The 20,432-nt window shown below is 39.8% G+C and carries 23 protein-coding genes; 8 read left to right on the forward strand and 15 right to left on the reverse strand.

The window, feature by feature from the left end:
* Window positions 1-20 precede the first annotated feature (20 nt).
* Complete coding sequence (locus tag ACFX4G_RS20685; RefSeq protein WP_377576553.1) at window positions 21-686, reverse strand: sigma-70 family RNA polymerase sigma factor; 666 nt, start codon at window positions 684-686, stop codon at window positions 21-23.
* A 152-nt stretch (window positions 687-838) separates the two neighbouring features.
* Between ACFX4G_RS20685 and ACFX4G_RS20690 the strand changes: the two genes are divergently transcribed.
* On the forward strand, window positions 839-1,378 hold the full coding sequence (locus ACFX4G_RS20690) for a DUF2199 domain-containing protein (protein ID WP_097823130.1): 540 nt from the start codon (window positions 839-841) through the stop codon (window positions 1,376-1,378).
* Window positions 1,379-1,416: 38 nt separating this feature from the next.
* Here ACFX4G_RS20690 and ACFX4G_RS20695 read toward each other — a convergent pair whose 3' ends face one another.
* The 3 genes from ACFX4G_RS20695 to ACFX4G_RS20705 all read right to left on the reverse strand — a co-directional run bounded on the left by ACFX4G_RS20695 (window position 1,417) and on the right by ACFX4G_RS20705 (window position 4,467).
* Window positions 1,417-2,667, reverse strand: a complete 1,251-nt coding sequence (locus ACFX4G_RS20695) for a C40 family peptidase (RefSeq protein ID WP_377576556.1) — start codon at window positions 2,665-2,667, stop codon at window positions 1,417-1,419.
* 179 nt (window positions 2,668-2,846) lie between these two features.
* Entirely contained in the window at window positions 2,847-4,046 is a 1,200-nt protein-coding gene (locus ACFX4G_RS20700; protein ID WP_195782217.1) for an MFS transporter, read from the reverse strand.
* Window positions 4,015-4,467: a MarR family winged helix-turn-helix transcriptional regulator gene (locus ACFX4G_RS20705; RefSeq protein ID WP_013058498.1), complete on the reverse strand. Its 453-nt coding sequence runs from the start codon at window positions 4,465-4,467 to the stop codon at window positions 4,015-4,017. The genes ACFX4G_RS20700 and ACFX4G_RS20705 overlap by 32 nt, the downstream gene beginning before the upstream one ends.
* 252 nt (window positions 4,468-4,719) lie before the next feature.
* Here ACFX4G_RS20705 and ACFX4G_RS20710 point away from each other — a divergent pair, with 252 nt between their 5' ends.
* A complete protein-coding gene (locus tag ACFX4G_RS20710; RefSeq protein ID WP_230184428.1) occupies window positions 4,720-5,148 on the forward strand; it encodes a hypothetical protein in 429 nt (142 codons plus the stop codon).
* A 21-nt stretch (window positions 5,149-5,169) separates the two neighbouring features.
* On the opposite strand, the gene sigH is transcribed toward ACFX4G_RS20710, so the two are convergent.
* The 4 genes from sigH to ACFX4G_RS20730 all read right to left on the reverse strand — a co-directional run bounded on the left by sigH (window position 5,170) and on the right by ACFX4G_RS20730 (window position 7,527).
* Complete coding sequence (gene sigH / locus ACFX4G_RS20715; protein ID WP_013058500.1) at window positions 5,170-5,820, reverse strand: RNA polymerase sporulation sigma factor SigH; 651 nt, start codon at window positions 5,818-5,820, stop codon at window positions 5,170-5,172.
* 385 nt (window positions 5,821-6,205) lie between these two features.
* Window positions 6,206-6,361, reverse strand: a complete 156-nt coding sequence (locus ACFX4G_RS20720) for a DUF3934 family protein (RefSeq protein WP_162837669.1) — start codon at window positions 6,359-6,361, stop codon at window positions 6,206-6,208.
* A gap of 77 nt (window positions 6,362-6,438) precedes the next feature.
* Window positions 6,439-6,639 carry a cold-shock protein gene (locus ACFX4G_RS20725; protein WP_013058502.1) on the reverse strand — a complete coding sequence of 67 codons (201 nt, stop codon included), beginning with the start codon at window positions 6,637-6,639 and terminating at the stop codon, window positions 6,439-6,441.
* Between the two features lie 327 nt (window positions 6,640-6,966).
* Window positions 6,967-7,527, reverse strand: a complete 561-nt coding sequence (locus ACFX4G_RS20730) for a histidine phosphatase family protein (protein WP_230184429.1) — start codon at window positions 7,525-7,527, stop codon at window positions 6,967-6,969.
* 97 nt (window positions 7,528-7,624) lie between these two features.
* On the opposite strand from ACFX4G_RS20730, the gene ACFX4G_RS20735 reads away from it, so the two are divergent.
* Window positions 7,625-8,299 carry a hypothetical protein gene (locus tag ACFX4G_RS20735; RefSeq protein WP_230184430.1) on the forward strand — a complete coding sequence of 225 codons (675 nt, stop codon included), beginning with the start codon at window positions 7,625-7,627 and terminating at the stop codon, window positions 8,297-8,299.
* 40 nt (window positions 8,300-8,339) lie between these two features.
* On the opposite strand, the gene ACFX4G_RS20740 is transcribed toward ACFX4G_RS20735, so the two are convergent.
* From ACFX4G_RS20740 to ACFX4G_RS20750, 3 genes are all read right to left on the reverse strand, one after another.
* Window positions 8,340-8,453, reverse strand: coding sequence for a YjcZ family sporulation protein (locus tag ACFX4G_RS20740; RefSeq protein WP_080781593.1), 114 nt, complete (start codon window positions 8,451-8,453; stop codon window positions 8,340-8,342).
* A 372-nt stretch (window positions 8,454-8,825) separates the two neighbouring features.
* Window positions 8,826-10,214, reverse strand: a complete 1,389-nt coding sequence (locus tag ACFX4G_RS20745; protein WP_016765133.1) for an amino acid permease — start codon at window positions 10,212-10,214, stop codon at window positions 8,826-8,828.
* A gap of 40 nt (window positions 10,215-10,254) precedes the next feature.
* Window positions 10,255-11,649 (reverse strand): amino acid permease, encoded by a 1,395-nt coding sequence (locus ACFX4G_RS20750; RefSeq protein ID WP_028409796.1) that lies wholly within the window; start codon window positions 11,647-11,649, stop codon window positions 10,255-10,257.
* 532 nt (window positions 11,650-12,181) lie between these two features.
* Between ACFX4G_RS20750 and pruA the strand changes: the two genes are divergently transcribed.
* The 3 genes from pruA (at window position 12,182) to ACFX4G_RS20765 (ending at window position 15,714) form a co-directional block, all read left to right on the forward strand.
* Window positions 12,182-13,750 carry an L-glutamate gamma-semialdehyde dehydrogenase gene (gene pruA / locus ACFX4G_RS20755; protein WP_377576561.1) on the forward strand — a complete coding sequence of 523 codons (1,569 nt, stop codon included), beginning with the start codon at window positions 12,182-12,184 and terminating at the stop codon, window positions 13,748-13,750.
* A 73-nt stretch (window positions 13,751-13,823) separates the two neighbouring features.
* Window positions 13,824-14,738, forward strand: a complete 915-nt coding sequence (locus ACFX4G_RS20760; protein ID WP_377576564.1) for a proline dehydrogenase family protein — start codon at window positions 13,824-13,826, stop codon at window positions 14,736-14,738.
* A 172-nt stretch (window positions 14,739-14,910) separates the two neighbouring features.
* Window positions 14,911-15,714, forward strand: a complete 804-nt coding sequence (locus tag ACFX4G_RS20765) for a YwqG family protein (RefSeq protein WP_377576567.1) — start codon at window positions 14,911-14,913, stop codon at window positions 15,712-15,714.
* Between the two features lie 62 nt (window positions 15,715-15,776).
* Here ACFX4G_RS20765 and ACFX4G_RS20770 read toward each other — a convergent pair whose 3' ends face one another.
* Entirely contained in the window at window positions 15,777-16,304 is a 528-nt protein-coding gene (locus ACFX4G_RS20770; protein WP_377576570.1) for a YcxB family protein, read from the reverse strand.
* 171 nt (window positions 16,305-16,475) lie between these two features.
* Here ACFX4G_RS20770 and ACFX4G_RS20775 point away from each other — a divergent pair, with 171 nt between their 5' ends.
* Window positions 16,476-16,862: a VOC family protein gene (locus ACFX4G_RS20775; protein ID WP_377576573.1), complete on the forward strand. Its 387-nt coding sequence runs from the start codon at window positions 16,476-16,478 to the stop codon at window positions 16,860-16,862.
* 26 nt (window positions 16,863-16,888) lie between these two features.
* Here the strand turns inward: ACFX4G_RS20775 and ACFX4G_RS20780 are convergent, their stop codons facing one another.
* Window positions 16,889-17,041 carry a hypothetical protein gene (locus ACFX4G_RS20780; RefSeq protein ID WP_013058513.1) on the reverse strand — a complete coding sequence of 51 codons (153 nt, stop codon included), beginning with the start codon at window positions 17,039-17,041 and terminating at the stop codon, window positions 16,889-16,891.
* A 189-nt stretch (window positions 17,042-17,230) separates the two neighbouring features.
* Here ACFX4G_RS20780 and spoIIP point away from each other — a divergent pair, with 189 nt between their 5' ends.
* Window positions 17,231-18,415: a stage II sporulation protein P gene (spoIIP, locus tag ACFX4G_RS20785; protein WP_043978539.1), complete on the forward strand. Its 1,185-nt coding sequence runs from the start codon at window positions 17,231-17,233 to the stop codon at window positions 18,413-18,415.
* Window positions 18,416-18,439: 24 nt separating this feature from the next.
* Here the strand turns inward: spoIIP and ACFX4G_RS20790 are convergent, their stop codons facing one another.
* Window positions 18,440-18,589: a hypothetical protein gene (locus ACFX4G_RS20790; protein WP_016765142.1), complete on the reverse strand. Its 150-nt coding sequence runs from the start codon at window positions 18,587-18,589 to the stop codon at window positions 18,440-18,442.
* 82 nt (window positions 18,590-18,671) lie between these two features.
* Entirely contained in the window at window positions 18,672-20,387 is a 1,716-nt protein-coding gene (locus ACFX4G_RS20795) for a putative bifunctional diguanylate cyclase/phosphodiesterase (RefSeq protein WP_377576576.1), read from the reverse strand.
* Window positions 20,388-20,432: the final 45 nt, after the last annotated feature.

Here is a 20,432-nt window from a genome sequence, read left to right on the forward strand (position 1 = left end):
CCTTATCACACGTAATACGGCTATGCAGCCATGCAGAGAGTGCACGTCGGAGTATACGTTGGTTTTTGAATGACATTTTTTAAGGAAGGCAAAGCCTGAATCAAAAGTGCTGGATCCTGAGCTTCTAGCGTCTTATAAAAAAGCTCTGACAGCTCTTTTCGTTCTTTTTCATTCCAAAAAGAATCTGTGGAAAATGGCTCCCCGTCTTTTTCTAACCGCTGCTTAGCACGATGTAAATTGCTTTTCACCGCTGTTTCTGACGTTTGTAAAATCAACGCTATTTCTTTTAGCTGATAGCGAAAGCCTTCTTTTAAGAAAAAGATAACCGCTTGCTTCGGCGTAAACTGACTAAGCAGCAGCTCGACCGAGTGTTCCTTACTATCAAACGTATGCTTGTCGGCCTGCTGCTCCAAACCTTTTTCTTCAGCTATTACTTCACGCTTTCGTTTTCTCAGCAGATCAATCCAGTGATGATACGCAATTTTATTTAACAGCGCGGAAGACAGATTGTGCTCTTCACCTTTATATCGCTGAGCTTTTAAAAACGTTTCTTGGGCAATATCGTCTCCGTCCCACGCATTTTGCGCTAAAAAGCGGCAGTACTGCTGCAATTTTGGGTAATGCTCGTTCCAGCATGCATCGTCAAAGCTTTCTGTTTGTGTTTCGATTTTTTTTGAATGTGACATGATTTTCACTCCTTTTGCACTCTCTATTTACTAAACGATTAAAGGAAGTTCAAAAGATACGGGGGATCAAACTTTTTTACACATTATACGCTTAAACAGTCATTTTTTTGTATTATAATGAAGATACTTTTATCTGAGGAGTCTAAAATAATATGCGAAGAAGAAAACTATACGGCAAGAAGAAAACGAACAAACTTCACTATAAAGACTTAACCTGTGAACACCCTCAGCCTGCTTTGCCTATGAGCTATACAAGTGAAGCTCCTTTTTACTATTATGACGCGTCAGACGATGAAAGACAAAACGACTTTGAACTATATTCAGAGATTTGTATCATGAATCAAGAACATTTTTTCGTAAGAGGCTGTGTTGAAATTCCTGTTTTTAATGAAGAAAAATTTTTCACTTGGAACATATGGGTTTCTTTAAGCGAAGAAAATTTTCATCGAATGATAGATTTATGGGAAAGTGACAAAAGAGAAAATGAACCGCCTTATTTCGGCTGGTTTTCAGTTTCAATTCCAGGCTATCCGGAAACGTTAAATTTAAAAACAAATGTGCATACAAGATCTGTTGGAACAAGACCGCTCATCGAGTTAGAGCCAACGAATCACCCTTTAGCCGTCGAGCAGCGGGAAGGGATAACGCTAGAGCGAATCAAAGACATACAAAAACAATTGGCTACCTATTAAAAAACCAAGACAGCCCCAGACTGTCTTGGTTTTTACCTTTATGGCATGCGCTTTGCTCCGTAGTATTTAGGCGCCCAGTAGCTGTCTACTTTATAGTTTGTAATTTTCACGCCCTCAGATGTAGATACGTGAACGACGTAATCATTTCCAATATAGATAGATGGAATAAGCGAACTTCCTTCAAAAAAGACGAGATCTCCTGGCTTCAAGTCAGATTTTGAAATGGTTTCTCCTGTTTCCCACTGCTGACTCGCATAGCGCGGAATGTCTTTTCCAGCTGCTTCTTTGTAAATGTATTGAACAAAACCAGCCGTATCAAAGCCTGTAGAAGGACTTGTCCCACCTTGTGCGTAAGGTACTTCTCCTACATATTTAAGAGATTCCGTCACAAATGGATTGTCTTTTGACAGCGATAAGTCATCGTAGCGTCTTGCTCCTGCGTACTTAGACGTCCAGTAGCTGCTTGTCAGGTAATCCACCGTCACATTTTCGCTGCGCTTGGCATGAATAAACTGATTGCCGCCTGCGTAGATGCCGACGTGTGAAATCCCTTCACGATACGTATCTTTAAAAAAGATAACGTCTCCTGGCTTTAAATCTGTGCGAGCAACTTCTTCTCCAACTTGCCACTGCTGATCGGTTGATCTCGGAAGGTACACGTCCGATGCGTGTTGAAATACATATGCAACAAATGCAGAACAGTCAAAGCCGTCCGTTGGCGACTCGCCTCCGAATACATATGGTGTACCGAGATGTTTTAATGCTTCTGCAATGACTTCATTATCTTTTGCAATTTCCGGTGCTCCTGTAATGCGCTTTGCTTTGGTGAAATGTGATGACCAATACGCGCTACTTGAAATGTTTTTCACCACAACTTTTCCATCTGAAGAAGATGCATAAATCATTTCATCGTCTCCGATATAAATAGCGGCTACGTTCACTTCACCGTTTTCATCCGTGTCAAAAAACAATACATCGCCTGCCTGCAGCTCGTTTTTATCGATATCTGTTCCAAGCTCTGACTGTTCTTTCACGGAACGAGGAAGCGTTGTATCGAGCGCTTGCTTAAACACATATTGAACGAAGCCAGAGCTGTCAAACCCTTCGCTTAGCGTCTCTCCTCCAGACGTATAATCCGCTCCTTCATACGTTTTTGCTTTGTCAGCAATCACGTTTTCATCTGTTGCAGCCTGTACTTGCACAGCTTTTTCTGCAGGAAAAGCGCCTTCATAAAAAGTGGCAAGACTAAGCCCTAACGCTGTGACCATAAGAGGTTTCATTACTTTCATCTTTGTTCTCCTTTGTTTTTTATTTCATCCAAGAAGTTTTATATGTAAATGGTTCCTCTGTTAAAGTATGGTGCAGATGGATAGGAATTGGCTAGTACCTTTTGACTTAAATATGCTTCCCTTCCAAAGTCCTGTAAAAAATCCAGAAAAAAACTCGGCGCATATTACGCCGAGCTTTTTTATTTCATGCCCACCTGGATATTTGCTGCTTTTTGTTTTTGACGTAAATTTGCAATCCACTTGTAGTAAAGTGTAATCAAAAGAACAAAAATACCAAGCGCAAAGTACAGTTTTGAATACCCTAAAGCACCTGCTGCAATTCCTAATACAAATGAACCAACCGCAATACCGCTATCATAAAACGTAAAGAATGTAGCAGTTGCATATGCGCTTCGGTGAGCAGGCGCCGCTTGAATCGCAAGCGTTTGGAAGCTAGGAAGAAGCGTTCCATAGCCTAGTCCTACTAATGCACCTGAAAACAGCAGCATCCAAGAAGAATGTGTAAGGCTTAAGCTAAATAGACCAATCGCAAAGACAATACATGATGGAATAATCACAATGTTTGGGCCAGATTTATCAAATAATCTTCCTGTAAACGGTCGTGAAATCAGCATCGCAGCTGCGAACACGACAAAGAAAAAGCTTGCTGTTTTAATCAATCCAAGCGACTGTGCGTACACAGAAATAAAAGAAATAATACTTGCATACGAAAAAGAAACGAGAATACCTACAGATGAAATCGGCATGGATTTCTTTTCAAACAAATCGCTCAGTGAAAATGATTTCTTTACTGACGGAGCAGCGTTTTCTTGAAGATTTTTGACCATCATTCCGCACAGCCAGCCAACGAGCATAATCACGCCAAATACAAGAAAAATAATGTTGTATGCCATGTATTGATGAAGCGTTAGTGCTAAAAACGGCCCTGCAACAACGGCTAAGTTCATTGACATTCCGAAGTAGCCAAGCCCTTCTCCTCGTCGTTTAGCGGGAACTAAATCCGCTGCAATCGCTCCGGTGACGGTTGTTGCTAAGCTGAATGAAATCCCTTGAAAGAAGCGCAGTAATAAAAGCACGTTAAAATGGTGGATGAACATATATAAGAAGGAAGAAAGCGCAAAAATGAGGGTACTAAATACAAGCGTTTTTTTCTTTCCAATGTTTTCAATGACTTTCCCTGAGAATGGTCTAACAATAATCGCAGATAATAAAAAGATAGTAACAACAAGCCCTGCCTGCGTACTCGTGCCGTCTAAGGCGTCTAATACATAAATCGGCAGCAGCGTCAGCAATGCATAAAACACGACAAAAATAAAAAAGTTAGTAATCGCAATACTGATAAAGCTTTTAGTCCAGATTGGCTCCTGCTGGTTCGTCATTCATTTCACCCTTTTCTGTAGATTTACAAATTTTCTTTAATAACGAAATAAGCTGATCTTGTTCGCTGTCGGATAAAGCAATCAGCAAATTTTCTTCCAAACGTTCAATTTCTTGCTGGATTTCCGGAAGTTTTTTCTTCGCTTGAGGAGATAAATAAACGATGCGCTCTCGTTTATCACTGCCTGCTTTTCGAACGATCCATCCGCTTTTTTCAAGCCTTGTTAACGTTCGGGTCACCGTTGGCGCTTCGACATTTAAATACTGCCAAATCTCCGTTTGCGTCATCGAGCCGAATCGCTTTAAACAAAATAAAATTGAATACTGTGAGCTGTATAGCCCGTACGCTTTTAACACTTCATTTACTTCTTTAATAGACAATCTCGACTTTTGATGAAGCTCATGAAACACCAAGTTATTCACTTTTCCCACCTCACCTTTCATTTTATTTACCTAGGTAACTAATTGTTCTTTTATTAGTATATGTGCTGCTACTTGATGTGTAAAGGCGCCTAAAAAGGGCGAAAATCAGCTATTTTCTCTTACTTTCTACTAATGATTTACGCTTTCACTTCTTTTTTCTTATTCTTTCGTATCACGAAACTTTTTGTATATATTTACATGCACCTGCAAACTCTGTTAAAGAAGACGAAACAATATGCGGGAGGCTGGTATATGTTTTCACTGCGCGGCGATGCTCATAAAGTCTACCTTAAACTGAAAAAAGCAGCTCATCAAAACCAAAACGCAGAAGAAATTGATGAATTAGCGGAAATGGAAGAAATCCGGCAGCTTTACCTTACGCTAGACAGCGCTATTTTGCGAAAAGTGTATTACCGAATGACTAAAGAAAAAAACGGCTCCGGCGTCATTCCCATCCTTGTTTCTGCTTTGCCTTGGCTCTTTTTTTTATTTTCGCAGCGGCTGCAGCAATTTTTATTTAAAGACGGCAGCTGGCTTTGGATCATTTTTGTGGTGCTGTATGTTTTTATTCTCATTCCAAGCGTGTTTCTTCATTTCCGTGAACAATCGTGGGCTTCTGTTCATATTGAAATTATTCAAGACATTTTAAAAGACCGTGAAAAAGAGCCGAAACCCCTTTGAGGTCCGGCTGTTTTTTACCTATTATGAAATAGCTTGTCTGCTTTCTACGTCTCGACCTAACTTTCTTTTGATACGCTGCAGCGCGTTGTCAATTGACTTGACGTGCGTGTTTAATTCTTTCGAAATTTCAGCGTATGAATGGCCGTCCATATACAGCGTCAATGCTTTTCTTTCCAATTCACTAAGTGTTTCCGCAATTTTTAACTCGCGGTCTTCCACTTTTTCTTGATGAATCAGCACCGCTTCCGGATTAGCAATTTGATCGCCAGGAATCATATCCATCAGCGTATAATTTGATTCTTCATCATACAGAGGCTTGTCCAATGAAATGTACGAATTTAACGGACCGTGCTTTTGACGAGTAGCCGTTTTAATCGCCGTAATGATTTGTCTTGTGATACATAACTCCGCAAACCCTTTAAACGATGTTAGCTTGTCTTCATTAAAGTCGCGAATTGCTTTGTACAGTCCAATCATTCCTTCTTGGACAATATCTTCTTTTTCAGCACCAATCAAAAAGTATTTTCTTGCTTTACCCCTCACAAGATTTTGATACTTGTTGATTAAATACTCCAATGATTTTTCATCTCCGCTGTGAACCATTTCAACCAAAACATGATCTTCTAACATAGCATAATTTTGAACTTTTTCAATTACGATGCCTACGCTCACTCATATCCCCCCGTTACACTTAGTTGAGTTTTGATGTGTTCTAAACTGATGCATGATCTACTTGTTACGACGCTACTGCAATACGGTCCAGAAACGTAAAAAGCGTACAGAGTAAACTGTCGCTTTCCTCTCTCACTTTATGCTCCCCTGCATCTTTCTATAATCTATTATAAAGAAGTATAACCGATAAAAATCAAAAAGGTTGTCGAAATATGAAAGTGGTTGCAAAAAAAATCAATTTTTATAGAAAATTCACACAAATCACTTTATTATTTCATATAGTGACAGCAATCTGTCAAAAAAGCAATAAAAAAATAATTCCATATGAAATAAACTTACTCAAGCAGAGTAAGTCGAAGTTGCAGATGATACTGCGCATATAGGATTAGTTGCCTTCCGGCTTATCAGCATTTTTTGTTCCCTTGCTTTTATAAGGCTTTGCATTTTTCTTCTTTTTTGCACTCGCCTGCCAGCGGTTCCACCCTTTTTTGCCGGTGCCTCGCCCCGTGCCGCCTTTACCTTTTGCTTTACTCATACGTATTCCTCCGTTACCTGCGTGTTTGCTACAATAAAAAAAGACCCCGTCCAAAGTCGGAGTCTTTTTTGGATTGCATAAAATTATGCTTTTACAACGTTAGCAGCTTGTGCACCGCGTTGACCTTGCTCGATGTCGAAAGTCACTTTTTGACCTTCGTCTAAAGATTTGAATCCGTCGCCTTGAATTGCGCTGAAATGTACGAATACATCTTCTCCGCCTTCAATTTCGATGAAACCGAAACCTTTTTCTGCATTAAACCATTTTACTGTACCTTCAGTCATACTATTTCCTCCAGTGGTGGAATTAATCCACGCATATATTACTACCCTTGCTCAATCGTACTATTTCCAGATAAAAATTTCTATTGAAGAATATTTCTCTTCTTTCAATTTCATACCGAACAAAAATAATTAACTTTAGTGTAACATATCAATTTAGAAATAGCAAGTTTCTGTTCTAAGACAGGCTTTATCCTAATTATGTATCTGCTAAAAGCCTACGGGGCAGCTTTGAGGCTACCAACATTTCTGGATTGTGATGCGGCAGAAGGTTTTTATATTGAGCTAAACTTATCATCTGCACAAATGCACAAAAAATCTTTTATTTCATTAATTTGTTTTCTGCTCATTCCAAAGCCTTGTAATGGAAACGTTCTTCTTTTGGAAATCGATTTGATATACATCGGGATTTGTTAAACGCGACCATTCACCAAAGCCAAATTTCGGATCAAAATATCTGAGGATTAACGTCATCAAATTGCCGTGCGTAACAAACAGAGTCGTTTTCTGTTTTTCATTCATTACTTCTTTAAACAGCTCTAAAACACGTACCGTGGCTTCTTTGGTCGATTCTCCTCCGTCTACCTTAAAGTCTATGTCATCAAAAGTTCTTTTCAATACTTCTATCCAGTTGAAAAGAGGCTGTCCGCTTAAACGCCTTTCTTCTAGCCTTTGATCTATATGAAGAGGCAGACCGGTATCTTTTGCATAAGGTTCAATTGTTTGAACGGCTCGTTTGTACGGACTTGAAATAATTTTATCAATGGGATAACTCAGCTTGTTCAAATAATCCATTAACTGCTGGGCTTGCTGTATGCCTTGTTCCGTCAGTGATGCTTTTGCTTCTTGCCCTTCTGCTTCACAATGCCTAACTAATAAAAAAGTTTTCATACATCTTCCCTCCAGGCGCATCCAAATAACCATTAATTACAAAATAAGATAATAATAGTATATAATGATACGTGATTTATAGCTAAGGAGGAACAACATGATTCGTGAACGATCACTTTTGATAAAAGGACTCACCTTTTTACTAGCTGTTTTTATTTTAAACATCCCTTTTCCTAATTCAACGCCGCTCAGTCATTCTGTCTTTTCTCTTTTAGGTCTTCCCCTCTATGGAGATGAAGAAACAATGACGGGATTCTATTATGCTAACAATGCGTGGGCAATCATGCTTTTAATAAGTCTTTTTTTACTTTATAAAAGTTTAAACCGTCATCGTTTAAAATTAACAATTTTAGCTGCATTCATCGTTACTTCTGGCCCTGGGTGTATGATTGAAGTCATGCAAAAGACCGTGTTGTCAGGAATGTATGCTGTTTCTTACGATGCTGAAAACAGCAACTGCACATTCGAGACTAATAAAAGAGAAACCATATTAACGGGAAATTGCAAGCTTTCCTTTGAAAATAACCGTTCAAAGCCTGTTACGTTTGAAGTGGCAATCGATAAGCGCGCTTTTTTTGAAGATGAACAGCCTTTTTTACAAATGATGAATAAGCCTAAACTTCATACCGTTACGCTAGAATCAAAGGGGTATCAAACTGTAGAAATTACTTCATCTATCCAAGTAGCTGATTTACCCTCTGAACTCTATATCGGGGAAATGAATGGCTTTCACGTCAACATTTATCAAAACGGGAAAAAGCGTTATTTATAAGCATAGAAAAAGCCCTTATAGGGCTTTTTAAATGAGTGAATTACCAGCCAAAGCCTCCGCCGTAGCAGCTGCAGCCGATGATCACTAACAAAATAAATAATACAACTAATAAAGCAAAACCAGATCCATATCCACATCCAGCGTTTCCAGACATACGAACACTTCCTTTTCTTTAGTTACTCTTTCCTCAAGAAAAATGCCACTTGCATTTCGCTTGAGTTGGATTATCTTATGCCTGAACACGCCCTTTTGACTCTGGTTTTTTCTTTTTTCTTTTTCCTTCTTGCCATGCACCTCATTAATAAAAGAAGAAAACAGCCTAAGAAAAGCGCTGATTTCGGTTCTTCTTTTCTGTCCAAAAGAGATTAAGACATACAAAATTAATTCAATCTAAAGACGAAGAAATGAGATCCATAAGCTGAAACTTACGTTCACCATATCAATAAAAAAATCCGAACGCGTTACATTCATCGTTCGGATCTTCTCCTTAAACTAAAATGCTTTTCAGCCTCTCTTACAAAATCATTTATTTCACTAGCTTACGTCTTTCAGAAGACCTTACTTCCGTACGCTTACCGATACCTAATACATAGTAGCTCAGCACAACAATAGCTAAAAAGATAATGCCAACAATCAGCGATATGCGCGTTTCATCATTAAACCACATGCCTACAAGCACCATAAGTAAAAACGCGATGGTTACGTAGTTCGTCACAGGAGCAAAAGGCATTTTAAACGGATGTTGATCCATCGCCGCTCCTTTTGCTTTTCGAAAACGAATTTGACTGATGAGAATCACAAACCACGGAATCATACCTGGAAGCACGCTCGCACTGTACACGTACACGAAAACGTTTGGCGGTGCAATATAATTTAAGACAACGCCCGCCGCTAAGCCAATCATCACCGCAACGGTACTATAAATAGGCACACCGTTTCGAGAGACCTTTGTGAAAAAGGCTGGAGCCTGACCGTTTACACCTAGCGTGTAAAGCATACGTCCCGCACTGAAAATTCCGCTGTTGCACCCAGACATGGCCGCTGTGATGACAACAAAGTTGATAATGCCTGCCGCTGCTGTAATTCCTACTTTAGCGAACGTAGAAACAAACGGACTGCCGAGTGAATCCAGCTCGTTCCACGGATACACCGTTACAATCACAAAGATGGCACCGATATAAAAAATTAAAATACGCCAAATTAAGCTTTGAATTGCACTTGTTAACGTTTTTTTAGGATCTTTTGCTTCTCCTGCTGTAATTCCAATAAGCTCTACTCCTTGATAGGCAGCAATAACAAGGGACAAGGCAAAGAAAAAGCCTGACCATCCGCCTGTAAAGAAACCGCCGTTTGCCCACAAATTCGACAGGCCAAGCGCTTCGCCGCCGTTTCCAAGACCGAAAAAAATAAGGCCAAGACCGGCAATAATCATGAGAACAATCGTGACAATTTTAATCATTGCAAACCAAAATTCAAACTCTCCAAACGATTTCACCGAAATTAAATTGGCCCCACCAAGAATGACCATGGCGACAATTCCCGGAACCCACGCCGGTAAATGCGGGAACCAGTACTGCATATAAGCTCCGACTGCAATAATCTCTGCCATGCCCACAATCACCCATTGAAACCAGTTGCTCCAAGCCGTGATATAACCCGCTAACGGATGAATATATTTATGACCGAATGTCGCAAACGAACCCGTACTTGGCTCTAAATAAAGCATCTCACCCATTGCACGCATAATAAAGAAAATAAAAACGCCGCAAATAGCATACGCAAGCAGGACGGATGGCCCCGTCCATTTAATAGTGCTTGCTGAACCCATGAATAACCCTACCCCAATCGTTCCTCCAAGAGCAATCATTTGGATATGACGAGATTCAAGCCCTCTTTTTAACTCTTTGTTTGCCAATTCACTTCCCCCTAGCCCCTCGTGATGATTTTCTCTTCTATTAAGAAATTCTTTTATTCCCTTGTCCTGATAGAGAACTATCATCTTTTTTCTTTTTTATAAAGAAGTACGAACATACCACAAATACAGCAATCAGCAGCGTGAGATAAAACTGAGTGCGAAGTGAATCAATAAATGCCATCGCAATAAAGATACTTGTGATTGCCGCAATCGTTCCATACGTTAAATAAGGATACAGCCACATTCTGATTTTTAATGCTTCCGGCTTTTCTTTTTCGTATTTCTTTCTCATGCGAAGCTGTGAAAAAGCAATAACAAGGTACACAAGAAGCGCTACGCCTCCCGATGCGTTTACTAAAAATAAAAAGATTTTATCAGGTGAAAGATAGTTAAAACCAACGCTGATGTAAGAGATCACGGTACATCCTACAATGGCATTAAACGGAATGCCTTTTTTACTCACCTTCAAAAACATGCGCGGCGCGTCTCCTTTTTGCGCCATTGAGTACAGCATACGAGAACTTGTGTATAGACCTGAATTTAGGCAAGACAAAACAGCAGTCAGTACGATAAAATTCATAATTTGAGCCGCTGCCGGAACGTTTACCAGCTCCAATATCGAAACAAACGGACTTTTCATCAAGCTTGAAGAATCCCACGGAAGGATCGTTACTAAGATTAAAATAGACCCAAGATAAAAAAATAAAATACGATAAATAACGGTATTTGTTGCGATGGTGATTGCTCGCTCAGGCTGAGCCGATTCTCCAGCCGCTGTTGCGACAATTTCTGTCCCCATAAAAGAAAACATGACAATCGCCACTCCTAAAAAGACGGAGCTGATTCCATTTGGAAGAAATCCTCCTCTATGAAGAAGGTTTGACGCTCCTGGAGACTCTACTCCCGGTATTAAACCAAGGATGATCGCTCCTCCTAAAAGTAAAAACAGCACTAAACTAACTACTTTAATAAGTGAAAACCAGTATTCAAATTCACCAAATGATTTAACAGAGTATAAGTTCGTTAACGTTAATAAAAACGTCAGGATGAGACTCACGCCCCAAGACGGTAAAGACGGAAACCAATATTGAATAATCGTTGAACCCGCAATCGCTTCAACTGCAATAACAATTACCCAGAAAAACCAGTACAGCCAGCCGATTGTGTAGCCGGCCCACGGTCCAAGCGCTTCTCTGGCATATGTGGCGAACGAGCCGCTTGAAGGATTAGCCGTAGACATTTCCCCCAGCATTCGCATAACTAGAATCACCAGCAAACCGGCAAACGCGTACGAAAAAATGGAACCAGGACCCGCTGCGTTAATGAGCGATCCACTTCCAATGAACAAACCGGCACCAATGATTCCCCCTAAAGAAATCATGGTTATGTGTCGAATTTTTAATTCTTTTTTTAACTCAGGCGGTTGATGACTCATGTTAAAATCCTCCTTATAGGAACCGTCATTTAAAGAATTACACGTTCTTCGCATCACGCGTTAAATATGTAAGCCCTTACAACAATGTGGACAAATAGCTGCTGTTTTTCTACCCTCCTTCTATCTGTACATTCAAATAAAGCCTTCACTTGACGAAAAAGACAGCTTCATTCGACAAAAATTACTTTTCGAATTATATGATAATTTATATTGAACAACTTTGTCTATTGTTTTTTTGAAAGGAAGATCATTTTAATTTACTGCCGATAAACTCTTTCCCCTATCGTAATTCTTTACTTCAAAACATCTTTTCTTATCCTTTACCGACACTCCTTTCTTTTCGTTTTGTTCAAAATCACTATAAAAACCATAGATTCATTGGCATTTTAAACAAAAGTGTTTATTTTTAAATTTTTTTGAACATTTTTGTTAAAAAACTATGTACAAAACGATAATAAGGTGATTATAATACAGGTATAGGGTGTTGGAATATTAATTATGTTTAAAATTTTCTAAAAAAGGGGTAATGAAAATGAACACAATGAATATCAACGAAATCAAACAATACAAACACGAGCCTTTCACAGACTTTACGGTTGCACAAAACAAAGATGCATTTGAATCTGCATTAGAACTTGTACAATCAGAGCTTGGCAAGGACTATCCTCTTGTAATTGGCGGAGAATTAATTACAACAGAAGATCAAATTCAGTCCATTAACCCAGCAAATAAAAAAGAAGTTATCGGCCGCGTGTCAAAAGCAGATCAAGACTTGGCTGAAAAAGCAATGCAAGCAGCACTTTCTACCTTTAATACGTGGAAAAAAGAAGCGCCGGAAGCACGAGCAGATATTCTTTTCCGCGCAGCGGATATTATTCGCCGCCGCAAGCATGAATTTTCAGCTTACCTTGTGAAAGAAGCCGGAAAACCGTGGAAAGAAGCAGATGCTGATACAGCAGAAGCAATTGACTTCCTTGAATACTACGCTCGCCAAATGGTGCAGCTAAAAGACGGTGCGCCTGTGGAGAGCCGCGACGGTGAAGAAAATAAATTCAACTACATTCCGCTTGGTGTCGGCGTTATTATTTCACCGTTTAACTTTCCGTTAGCGATCATGGCAGGAACAGCAGCAGCAGCAATCGTAGCAGGAAATACAGTTCTATTAAAACCGGCTAACAACACACCGGTTATCGCAGCAAAATTTGTAGAAGTAATGAAAGAAGCTGGCCTTCCAGACGGCGTACTGAACTACGTGCCGGGAAGCGGAAGCGAAATTGGCGACTATTTAGTAGATCACCCAAAAACACGCTTCGTTTCATTTACAGGTTCACGTGAAGTAGGCTGCCGCATCTATGAACGCGCGGCAAAAGTACAGCCTGGTCAAATCTGGCTAAAACGCGTTATTGCTGAAATGGGCGGTAAAGACACGGTCGTTGTAGATAAAGATGCTGATTTAGATTTAGCTGCTTCTTCTATTGTATATTCAGCATTTGGCTTCTCTGGACAAAAGTGTTCAGCAGGCTCTCGTGCAGTTGTTCACCAAGACGTATACGATATCGTTCTTGAAAAAGCAGTTGCGCTGACAAAAACATTAACAATGGGCAGTCCTGAAGATGTGAACACGTATATGGGACCTGTTATTGACCAGGCTTCTTTCAACAAAATTACAAAGTACATTGAAATCGGTAAAGAAGAAGGCCGTTTAATGACGGGCGGAGAAGCAGATGATTCAAAAGGCTACTTCATTCAGCCTACGATCATTGCAGATGTAGATGAAAAAGCACGTTTAATGCAAGAAGAAATCTTCGGCCCAATCGTAGCATTCTGCAAAGCGCGCGACTTCGATCATATGATGGAAATTGCTAATAATACAGACTACGGTTTAACAGGTGCCCTTCTTTCAAATACGCCTGAGCACATCGAACGTGCAAAAGAAGAGTTCCACGTCGGAAACCTTTACTTCAACCGCGGTTGTACAGGTGCCATCGTTGGGTACCAGCCGTTTGGCGGATTTAATATGTCAGGAACAGATTCAAAAGCTGGCGGTCCTGATTACTTGATTCTGCACCTGCAAGCAAAAACAACAAGCACGACGCTTTAATACTCAGTAGAGCAGCCTTAGGCTGCTCTATCTTAAAACAACAAGGGATTTTTTTCTATAGGGGGAGATATTTATGTTAGCAGAGGTATCTAAAAATGTGTTTCTTCACGCTTCCCAAAATAAAGCGCTAAACAAAGCAGCGAAAAAATGGGGTCTTCGCTTTGGTGCAGCTCAAGTGGTAGCTGGCGACACGATTGAACATGCGATCAAAAAAGTACGGGAACTGAATGAAAAAGGACTTGTTTGTACGCTTGATCATTTAGGGGAATTTGTTTCAAGCAGAGAAGAAGCTATCGAAGCGACTCAATATAATGTCAGAACGCTGGAAGCTATGGGGCAAGCCGGTGTAACGTGCAACTTATCTGTCAAAATGACGCAGCTTGGTTTAGATATTGACCGCAGTTTTTGCGTTGAGAACATGCGCCGCATTCTTGAAACGGCGAAAAAATACGACAACTTTGTCCGAATCGACATGGAAGACTACGCTCACTGCCAAATGACGCTAGATATTTTACGAGAGCTTCACGAGACGTTTGATAATGTTGGAACGGTTATTCAAGCTTACCTGTTCCGCGCTGAACAAGACGTAAAAGAGCTAAAAGGCGTTCCTCTTCGATTGGTAAAAGGCGCGTATCAAGAATCACCAACGGTGGCGTTTCAAGACAAAGCCCAAATTGACGAGAACTATATGCGAATTATTGAAGAGCATTTGCTGAGCGGGACATACACGGCTATTGCATCTCACGACCATAATATTATTGCAAAAGTAAAAGAGTTCGCTCACAAAAACAACATCCCGCGCACGCAGTTTGAATTTCAAATGCTGTACGGATTCCGCACAGACATGCAGCTTAGCCTTGCAAAAGAAGGCTATACAATGCGCGTATACGTTCCATTTGGCAACGACTGGTTTGGCTACTTTATGCGCCGCTTAGCGGAAAGACCGCAAAACGTCGCATTTGCTTTAAAAGGATTCTTTTCTAAATAAGCAGTCATTTAGTAAGTCCCTTAATGAAAACGCTATCATTTCTTTGTGCCCTTTGTAGATGCTTCTGCAAAGGGATTTTTTATACGATTTCTCTTCTCTTTCAGTATGTATTAAGGTAAAATACAAATACGAACAAATGTTCTTTTTATTCCAAACAAAAAGGAGAGTACATATGAATCCTCTATCAAAATTAGAACTGCCTCCTAAGCTAGAACCTTACCGAAAAGAAATCGAAAAAACATGTAAGCCTTACATCCACATCAATACGGTTATGAACAGTCCAAAATTATATGAAAGCAAGTTTGGCGGCAACCCTTACCTTCCTCTAGAAGCAAATCATCCTCTTGATTCTCAAGGTAAGCCGATGCTCCTGATGGCACAAATCAATTTTTCTGAAGTACCTTCCTATGAAAATATGCCCGTTCAAGGCATGCTTCAATTTTTCATTTGCGGAGCTAATAACGAAAGCACGGGCGATATGTACGGCCTTGATTTTGACCATCCTACAGCTCAAAAAGACTTTCGCGTCGTTTTTTATGAAGACGTAATCACAGATGAAAAAAAGCTAACAACCGATTTTACGTATCTTGAAGACATTGACCGGGATATGTTCCCTATTCCTCAAGAAGTAGGCTTACAGTTTGAAATAAAAATCGAACCCGTTTCCCCTACTGACTATCGATATAATGATATAGAATCAGATTTATTTGACGATGAGGAAACGGAAGAAATCTACTGGGATGAGCTTACGGGCGAGTATCATAAAATGGGCGGATACGCTTTTTTCACTCAAAGCGATCCTCGAGACTACGAGGAAGCGCTGCGAGCATACGATGTTCTGCTTCTTCAATTCGCCATGGACGACGAAGCGGATATTATGTTTGGTGATGCGGGTGTGGCTAATTTCTTTATTAAAGAAAAAGACCTTCGCAACCGTAACTTTAGAGATGTTTTGTACAACTGGGACTGCTGTTAAAAAAACGCCCTCTTAGAAAAGTATCTAGGAGGGCGTTTTTCCACATTATTATTATTTACTACTCAGCCTGTTTTTTCGTCTCTTGCAGCATTCAGCGTTTCTTTAAACTGCTGTAGCGCTTTTGCATCTGCAAAGGTGCTTGTAGGAATAACGTATCCGCTCATTGCGCTAACAAGAATAAAGATATGTTCATCGGTTTCTCTAATTTGAGTGATGCTTGACCAAGGAGTCTTCACTTCTCCTTTTGAGCTTTTCTCTACCAACCCATCTTCCGTAACCATCATAGTATGCTTACCCGTCAGACTGCTGTTATCTCCTTCATTTATTACCTTTACAATGTTCTTTTTAATACTTCCGTAAAAGTACTTCGGATAAAATAAAAACCACAGCACCGCAAACAGTGCAAACGCTACGAACATGCCAAGTAAAAATTCTCCTTCAACCCACGAAACAAGCAAAGGAATAAGAAGAAAAATAAGCGACATCCATCGCTGAACTCTCAGCACTTTTTGTACTCTTTCCGAATGTTGAGCGTGATGCATGTTAAAAGCTACGTAATCATCTTTGGTTAACGTATAGTGATATTCCATATTAATCTCCAATTCTCCTAAATAACAACAAAATAAAATATACCTCATTTGGTGTTATATGCATATAAAATAATAAGTTTTTCTTATGAAAAGCATCATCTTTTTGTCATTTATTTACACGTATAATCACGTAAACTTAACTAGTACTCTACTATTTAAGGAGGAATGTTTATGACTTTTACACTGACGCATATTGATCATATTCAGCTAGCTGCACCCCCAAATTCAGAAAGCGAAGCACGACATTTTTTCGGAACCGTTCTTGGCTTAACAGAAATCGAAAAGCCGGAAAGTCTAAAAAAGCGCGGCGGCGTGTGGTTTGAATTTGGTTCTTATCAGCTGCATATTGGTGTTGAACCTGCCTTTTCACCCGCAAAAAAAGCGCATCCAGGCTTTCACGTTAAAAATCTCCCTGCGTTCAAAGATCATCTGACTAACTTCGGTATTTCTTTTATAGAAGACAAAAACACTCCCGATGTCGAAAGAATTTACGTGGATGATCCTTTTGGCAACCGAATGGAGTTCTTAGAGAAAGTGAATCTCCCTTTTTCTAACTGAATGTTCGACAAAACAAGAGCTCTTATTTAAGAGCTCTTGTTTTCTTTTGGTCCTTCTTTTTGCTTTTCTTTCCACAGCATGTATAGCAACACCCCCAGCACACAAAATGCCACGCCAAACATTGTTAAAGGAAATAAAAATGTATTAATAAAATGATGATAAACCCATGAGTCGTTCATCTAACCAGCTCCAATACGCACCGTTTTTTACAGTATGCCCTAATATAAACTTTTTTATGTTGTGTGAAATATCATGGTTTCTATCATATTTCTATTTCTTTTTAATAGAGTAAATAGTAGATACATAACATTCTCCTCTTAGAGTTTTCATCCGCTGATTTCAAAATTTTATTAGAGGAGGTTTACTCTATGAAAAACAAGTTTACTGAAAAGCCTAAAAAGCTTTTTTGGATCCTTTCTTATAAATCATTAATTATCGCTATACTATTTGTTCTTTTAACATCAGCCGCTATTTTTACCGTCACGTATTCAACCCTTCAGCATACGCTGCGCTCAAACGTTGTCTATCAAGCACTATCAAATTATAAAGCCCAAAGCTTGTTCTACTTCATGCATACGGAAAACCATCATTTCTCTCATGCCTTTGAAGAAGACTTCTCCCCGCCTCCTCTCTCTTCTGTCGCCCTGCAGCTGGCGACGAATATTCGCGTGGCAGATACAAGAAGTCTATTTGGATCAGAACTGCCCGGCTTTTCTATTTTTGATTCTCATATTCTATTAGCGGGTGAAGGAACGGATTATACGACGATTCCCCATGAATCGGCTCCTCCTCTCGAAAGCATTTCCGGGGAGCGTGATTTGGATCCTGCTGAAAGCAAAACGTACGAAGAAAGCAAAAAACAGTCTCAAGCACAGGCCAAGCAAAGTACGGGAGACAGAAAAGTTGTGTACATCTACCACACGCACAGCTGGGAATCTTATTTCCCTTTACTTGGTATGCAAGGTGAAGCGAATGAAAATAAAGCCGTTGATAACAAAACCAACATCACGCTCGTTGGTCAAATGCTAGGAATGGAATTAAAAGCAGACGGAATCGGTTCGGAAGTAGATACAACTAATATGACGCAAAAGCTGAATGAAAAAGGCTGGGGTACGGGACGAGCCTATATGATGTCTCGCAACGTCGTGGAAACGGCTCTTCAGCAAAACAAAGACGTCGATTATTTAATTGATATTCATCGTGATTCACTGCGCCAAGAAAAAACAACGGCCGCTATCAACGGCAAATCGTACGCTAAAATGATGATTGTATTAGGTGAAGCGAACCCGAAATTTGATGAAAACGTGAAAATGGCCAAAGCGATCCATGAAAAACTAGAGGAAAAATATCCAGGCCTTAGCCGCGGAGTATTAAGCAAAAAGAAAACAAGCGGCAATAACGGGCTATATAATCAAGACTTATCCGACCGCTCCATTTTAATTGAAGTAGGGGGCGTCGATAACAATATGGAAGAACTCACAAATACCGTCAAAGCTTTTTCTGATGTGTTCAGCGAGTATTACTGGCAAGCTGAAAAAGTGAATGCGCAGTAAACAAAAACTAGCTACCCCAGGTAGCTAGTTTTTGTTTTTATGAGAGTCACGCTTCTCCTCTTTTTCACACGCAAAGCACACCAGCTTCCCTTCAACAACCACACCGTTTAAAAATCCCTCTAAACAGTACACGTTCTTTTGACATACTGTGCAGATTCCAACGTACTCTTTCACAAATTCCTCACTCCTTACATACGATTAAAAACCATAAAAAAAGCTCTATTAAAGAGCTTCTTTCCGTACATAGGATTTTCCTTCATTTCAACAAACGGCTCATTTCCTCGGGAGAAAGCGGCTTATCGAATAGATAGCCTTGACCGATATGACAGCCTTGCTCCCTCACAAACTGCAGCTGTTCTTCGTTTTCGATTCCTTCTGCAGTTAGATCAAAGTTAAGTTTCTTTCCCATTTGAATAATCGTTTCCACCAGTACTTTTCCAACTTCGTCTAAGTCGTCAATAAATGATTTATCAATTTTTAACGTATTAATCGGCAAGTGTTTGAGATAGCTAAGGGATGAATAGCACGTTCCGAAATCATCCATCGCCACTTTTACGCCTAGACTCCGCAGACGGTTTAACACTTTTTTTGATTCTTGACTGTTTTGAATAACGCTTTCAGTGATTTCAAGTTCCAGAAAGTGCGGCTCAAGGCCCGTTTTTTTCAAAATTTGTTCCATCTCCGCTACGAATCGTGAGGACTTCAGCTGAATAGGTGATACGTTCACTCCTATTTTACTCGCTTGTGAATTCAGCTCCGTCCATGCTTTCATCTGCTTACACGCTTCTTCCAACACCCACTTGCCAACCGGCACAATTAGACCCACTTCTTCTAAAATAGGCAAAAATTCATTTGGATAGACGGTACCAAATTTTGCGCTATTCCAGCGAATAAGCGCTTCTGCCCCTATGACATCAGACGTTTTCAAATCGATTAACGGCTGATAAACGAGCTGAAATTCCTCTCTTTCTAGCGCATACTTTAACTCATTCTCCATGCTGATTGTTTTAATTATTCGTTCATTAGATGAAGACGAACTCATTTCATATGTGTTTCGTCCATTCCGTTTTGCTACATACATCGCAATATCTGCTTGCTTGATCAGCCGGTCGATTAGTTCATCTGCGTCTTTTGGAATAATATGCTGCTGACATTCCTTTGAAAATAGGCTGATACCAACGCTTGTAGAGGTTAGCACTTTATCTCCGTCTATATAAAAAGGAAGCGACATTTCTTTTACAATCTGCTCGGTCATTTCTTCAATTTCCTCAACAGTTTGTAGTGAATGCAGCACTAAAATGAACTCATCGCCCCCGTGCCGCGAGATAAAATCAGAGGAAGGAATACATTTTCTTAACCTTTCTGCTACGCGCCTCAGCAGCACATCGCCGTGATGGTGGCCAAGCGTATCATTTATTGATTTAAAGCGGTCTAAATCCAAAAATAAAATGGCCAACAGTTCAGGAGATTCCCGATTTAAAAGCAGTTTTTTCAGCTGCTTGTTTAACCAATAGCGATTAGGCAAATTGGTTAACGGATCATAATAAGCCATTTGCTTAATTTTTTCTTCATATGCTTTTCGTTTTGTAATATCATTGCGAATCGATACGTACTGATACGGCTTACCCCGCTCATCTAAAAAAGGAACAATGGTTGTATCCACCCAGTAGTACGAACCGTCTTTTGCCTTATTTTTTATTTCTCCGTGCCATACCTTACCGGATCTGATCGTGCTCCATAACTCTTTAAAAAACAAGCTTGAATGATGTTTCGAATTAATAATACGATGATCCTGACCGAGAAGCTCATGTCTTTCGTACTTAGAAATTTCACAGAATTTATCGTTCACGTGATTGATGAATCCGCGACTATCCGTAATCGCTACAATCGATGATTCATTTAACGCAAGTTCAATATCATTTAGTTTTTTCAGCGCTTCTTTAAATTTATATTCAAAATGCCTGTTTTCCATAACCTATACACCTTTATCAAAATTTTAACGATAAAACAAAACCCA

Source organism: Priestia sp. YIM B13486, assembly GCF_042787865.1.
In the GTDB taxonomy this organism is placed as follows: Bacteria; Bacillota; Bacilli; order Bacillales; family Bacillaceae_H; genus Priestia; species Priestia megaterium.

Bases quoted from the DNA above. Each gene is read 5' to 3' on its own strand.
- ACFX4G_RS20770 (WP_377576570.1), bottom strand. From the start codon at position 16,304: ATGGAATATCACTATACGTTAACCAAAGATGATTACGTAGCTTTTAAC.
- ACFX4G_RS20725 (WP_013058502.1), bottom strand. From the start codon at position 6,639: ATGACTGAAGGTACAGTAAAATGGTTTAATGCAGAAAAAGGTTTCGGT.
- ACFX4G_RS20710 (WP_230184428.1), top strand. From the start codon at position 4,720: ATGTTTTCACTGCGCGGCGATGCTCATAAAGTCTACCTTAAACTGAAA.
- ACFX4G_RS20730 (WP_230184429.1), bottom strand. From the start codon at position 7,527: ATGAAAACTTTTTTATTAGTTAGGCATTGTGAAGCAGAAGGGCAAGAA.
- ACFX4G_RS20735 (WP_230184430.1), top strand. From the start codon at position 7,625: ATGATTCGTGAACGATCACTTTTGATAAAAGGACTCACCTTTTTACTA.
- spoIIP (WP_043978539.1), top strand. From the start codon at position 17,231: ATGAAAAACAAGTTTACTGAAAAGCCTAAAAAGCTTTTTTGGATCCTT.
- ACFX4G_RS20740 (WP_080781593.1), bottom strand. From the start codon at position 8,453: ATGTCTGGAAACGCTGGATGTGGATATGGATCTGGTTTTGCTTTATTA.
- pruA (WP_377576561.1), top strand. From the start codon at position 12,182: ATGAACACAATGAATATCAACGAAATCAAACAATACAAACACGAGCCT.
- ACFX4G_RS20775 (WP_377576573.1), top strand. From the start codon at position 16,476: ATGACTTTTACACTGACGCATATTGATCATATTCAGCTAGCTGCACCC.
- ACFX4G_RS20795 (WP_377576576.1), bottom strand. From the start codon at position 20,387: ATGGAAAACAGGCATTTTGAATATAAATTTAAAGAAGCGCTGAAAAAA.
- ACFX4G_RS20695 (WP_377576556.1), bottom strand. From the start codon at position 2,667: ATGAAAGTAATGAAACCTCTTATGGTCACAGCGTTAGGGCTTAGTCTT.
- ACFX4G_RS20690 (WP_097823130.1), top strand. From the start codon at position 839: ATGCGAAGAAGAAAACTATACGGCAAGAAGAAAACGAACAAACTTCAC.
- ACFX4G_RS20700 (WP_195782217.1), bottom strand. From the start codon at position 4,046: ATGACGAACCAGCAGGAGCCAATCTGGACTAAAAGCTTTATCAGTATT.
- ACFX4G_RS20760 (WP_377576564.1), top strand. From the start codon at position 13,824: ATGTTAGCAGAGGTATCTAAAAATGTGTTTCTTCACGCTTCCCAAAAT.
- ACFX4G_RS20765 (WP_377576567.1), top strand. From the start codon at position 14,911: ATGAATCCTCTATCAAAATTAGAACTGCCTCCTAAGCTAGAACCTTAC.
- ACFX4G_RS20750 (WP_028409796.1), bottom strand. From the start codon at position 11,649: ATGAGTCATCAACCGCCTGAGTTAAAAAAAGAATTAAAAATTCGACAC.
- ACFX4G_RS20685 (WP_377576553.1), bottom strand. From the start codon at position 686: ATGTCACATTCAAAAAAAATCGAAACACAAACAGAAAGCTTTGACGAT.
- ACFX4G_RS20780 (WP_013058513.1), bottom strand. From the start codon at position 17,041: ATGAACGACTCATGGGTTTATCATCATTTTATTAATACATTTTTATTT.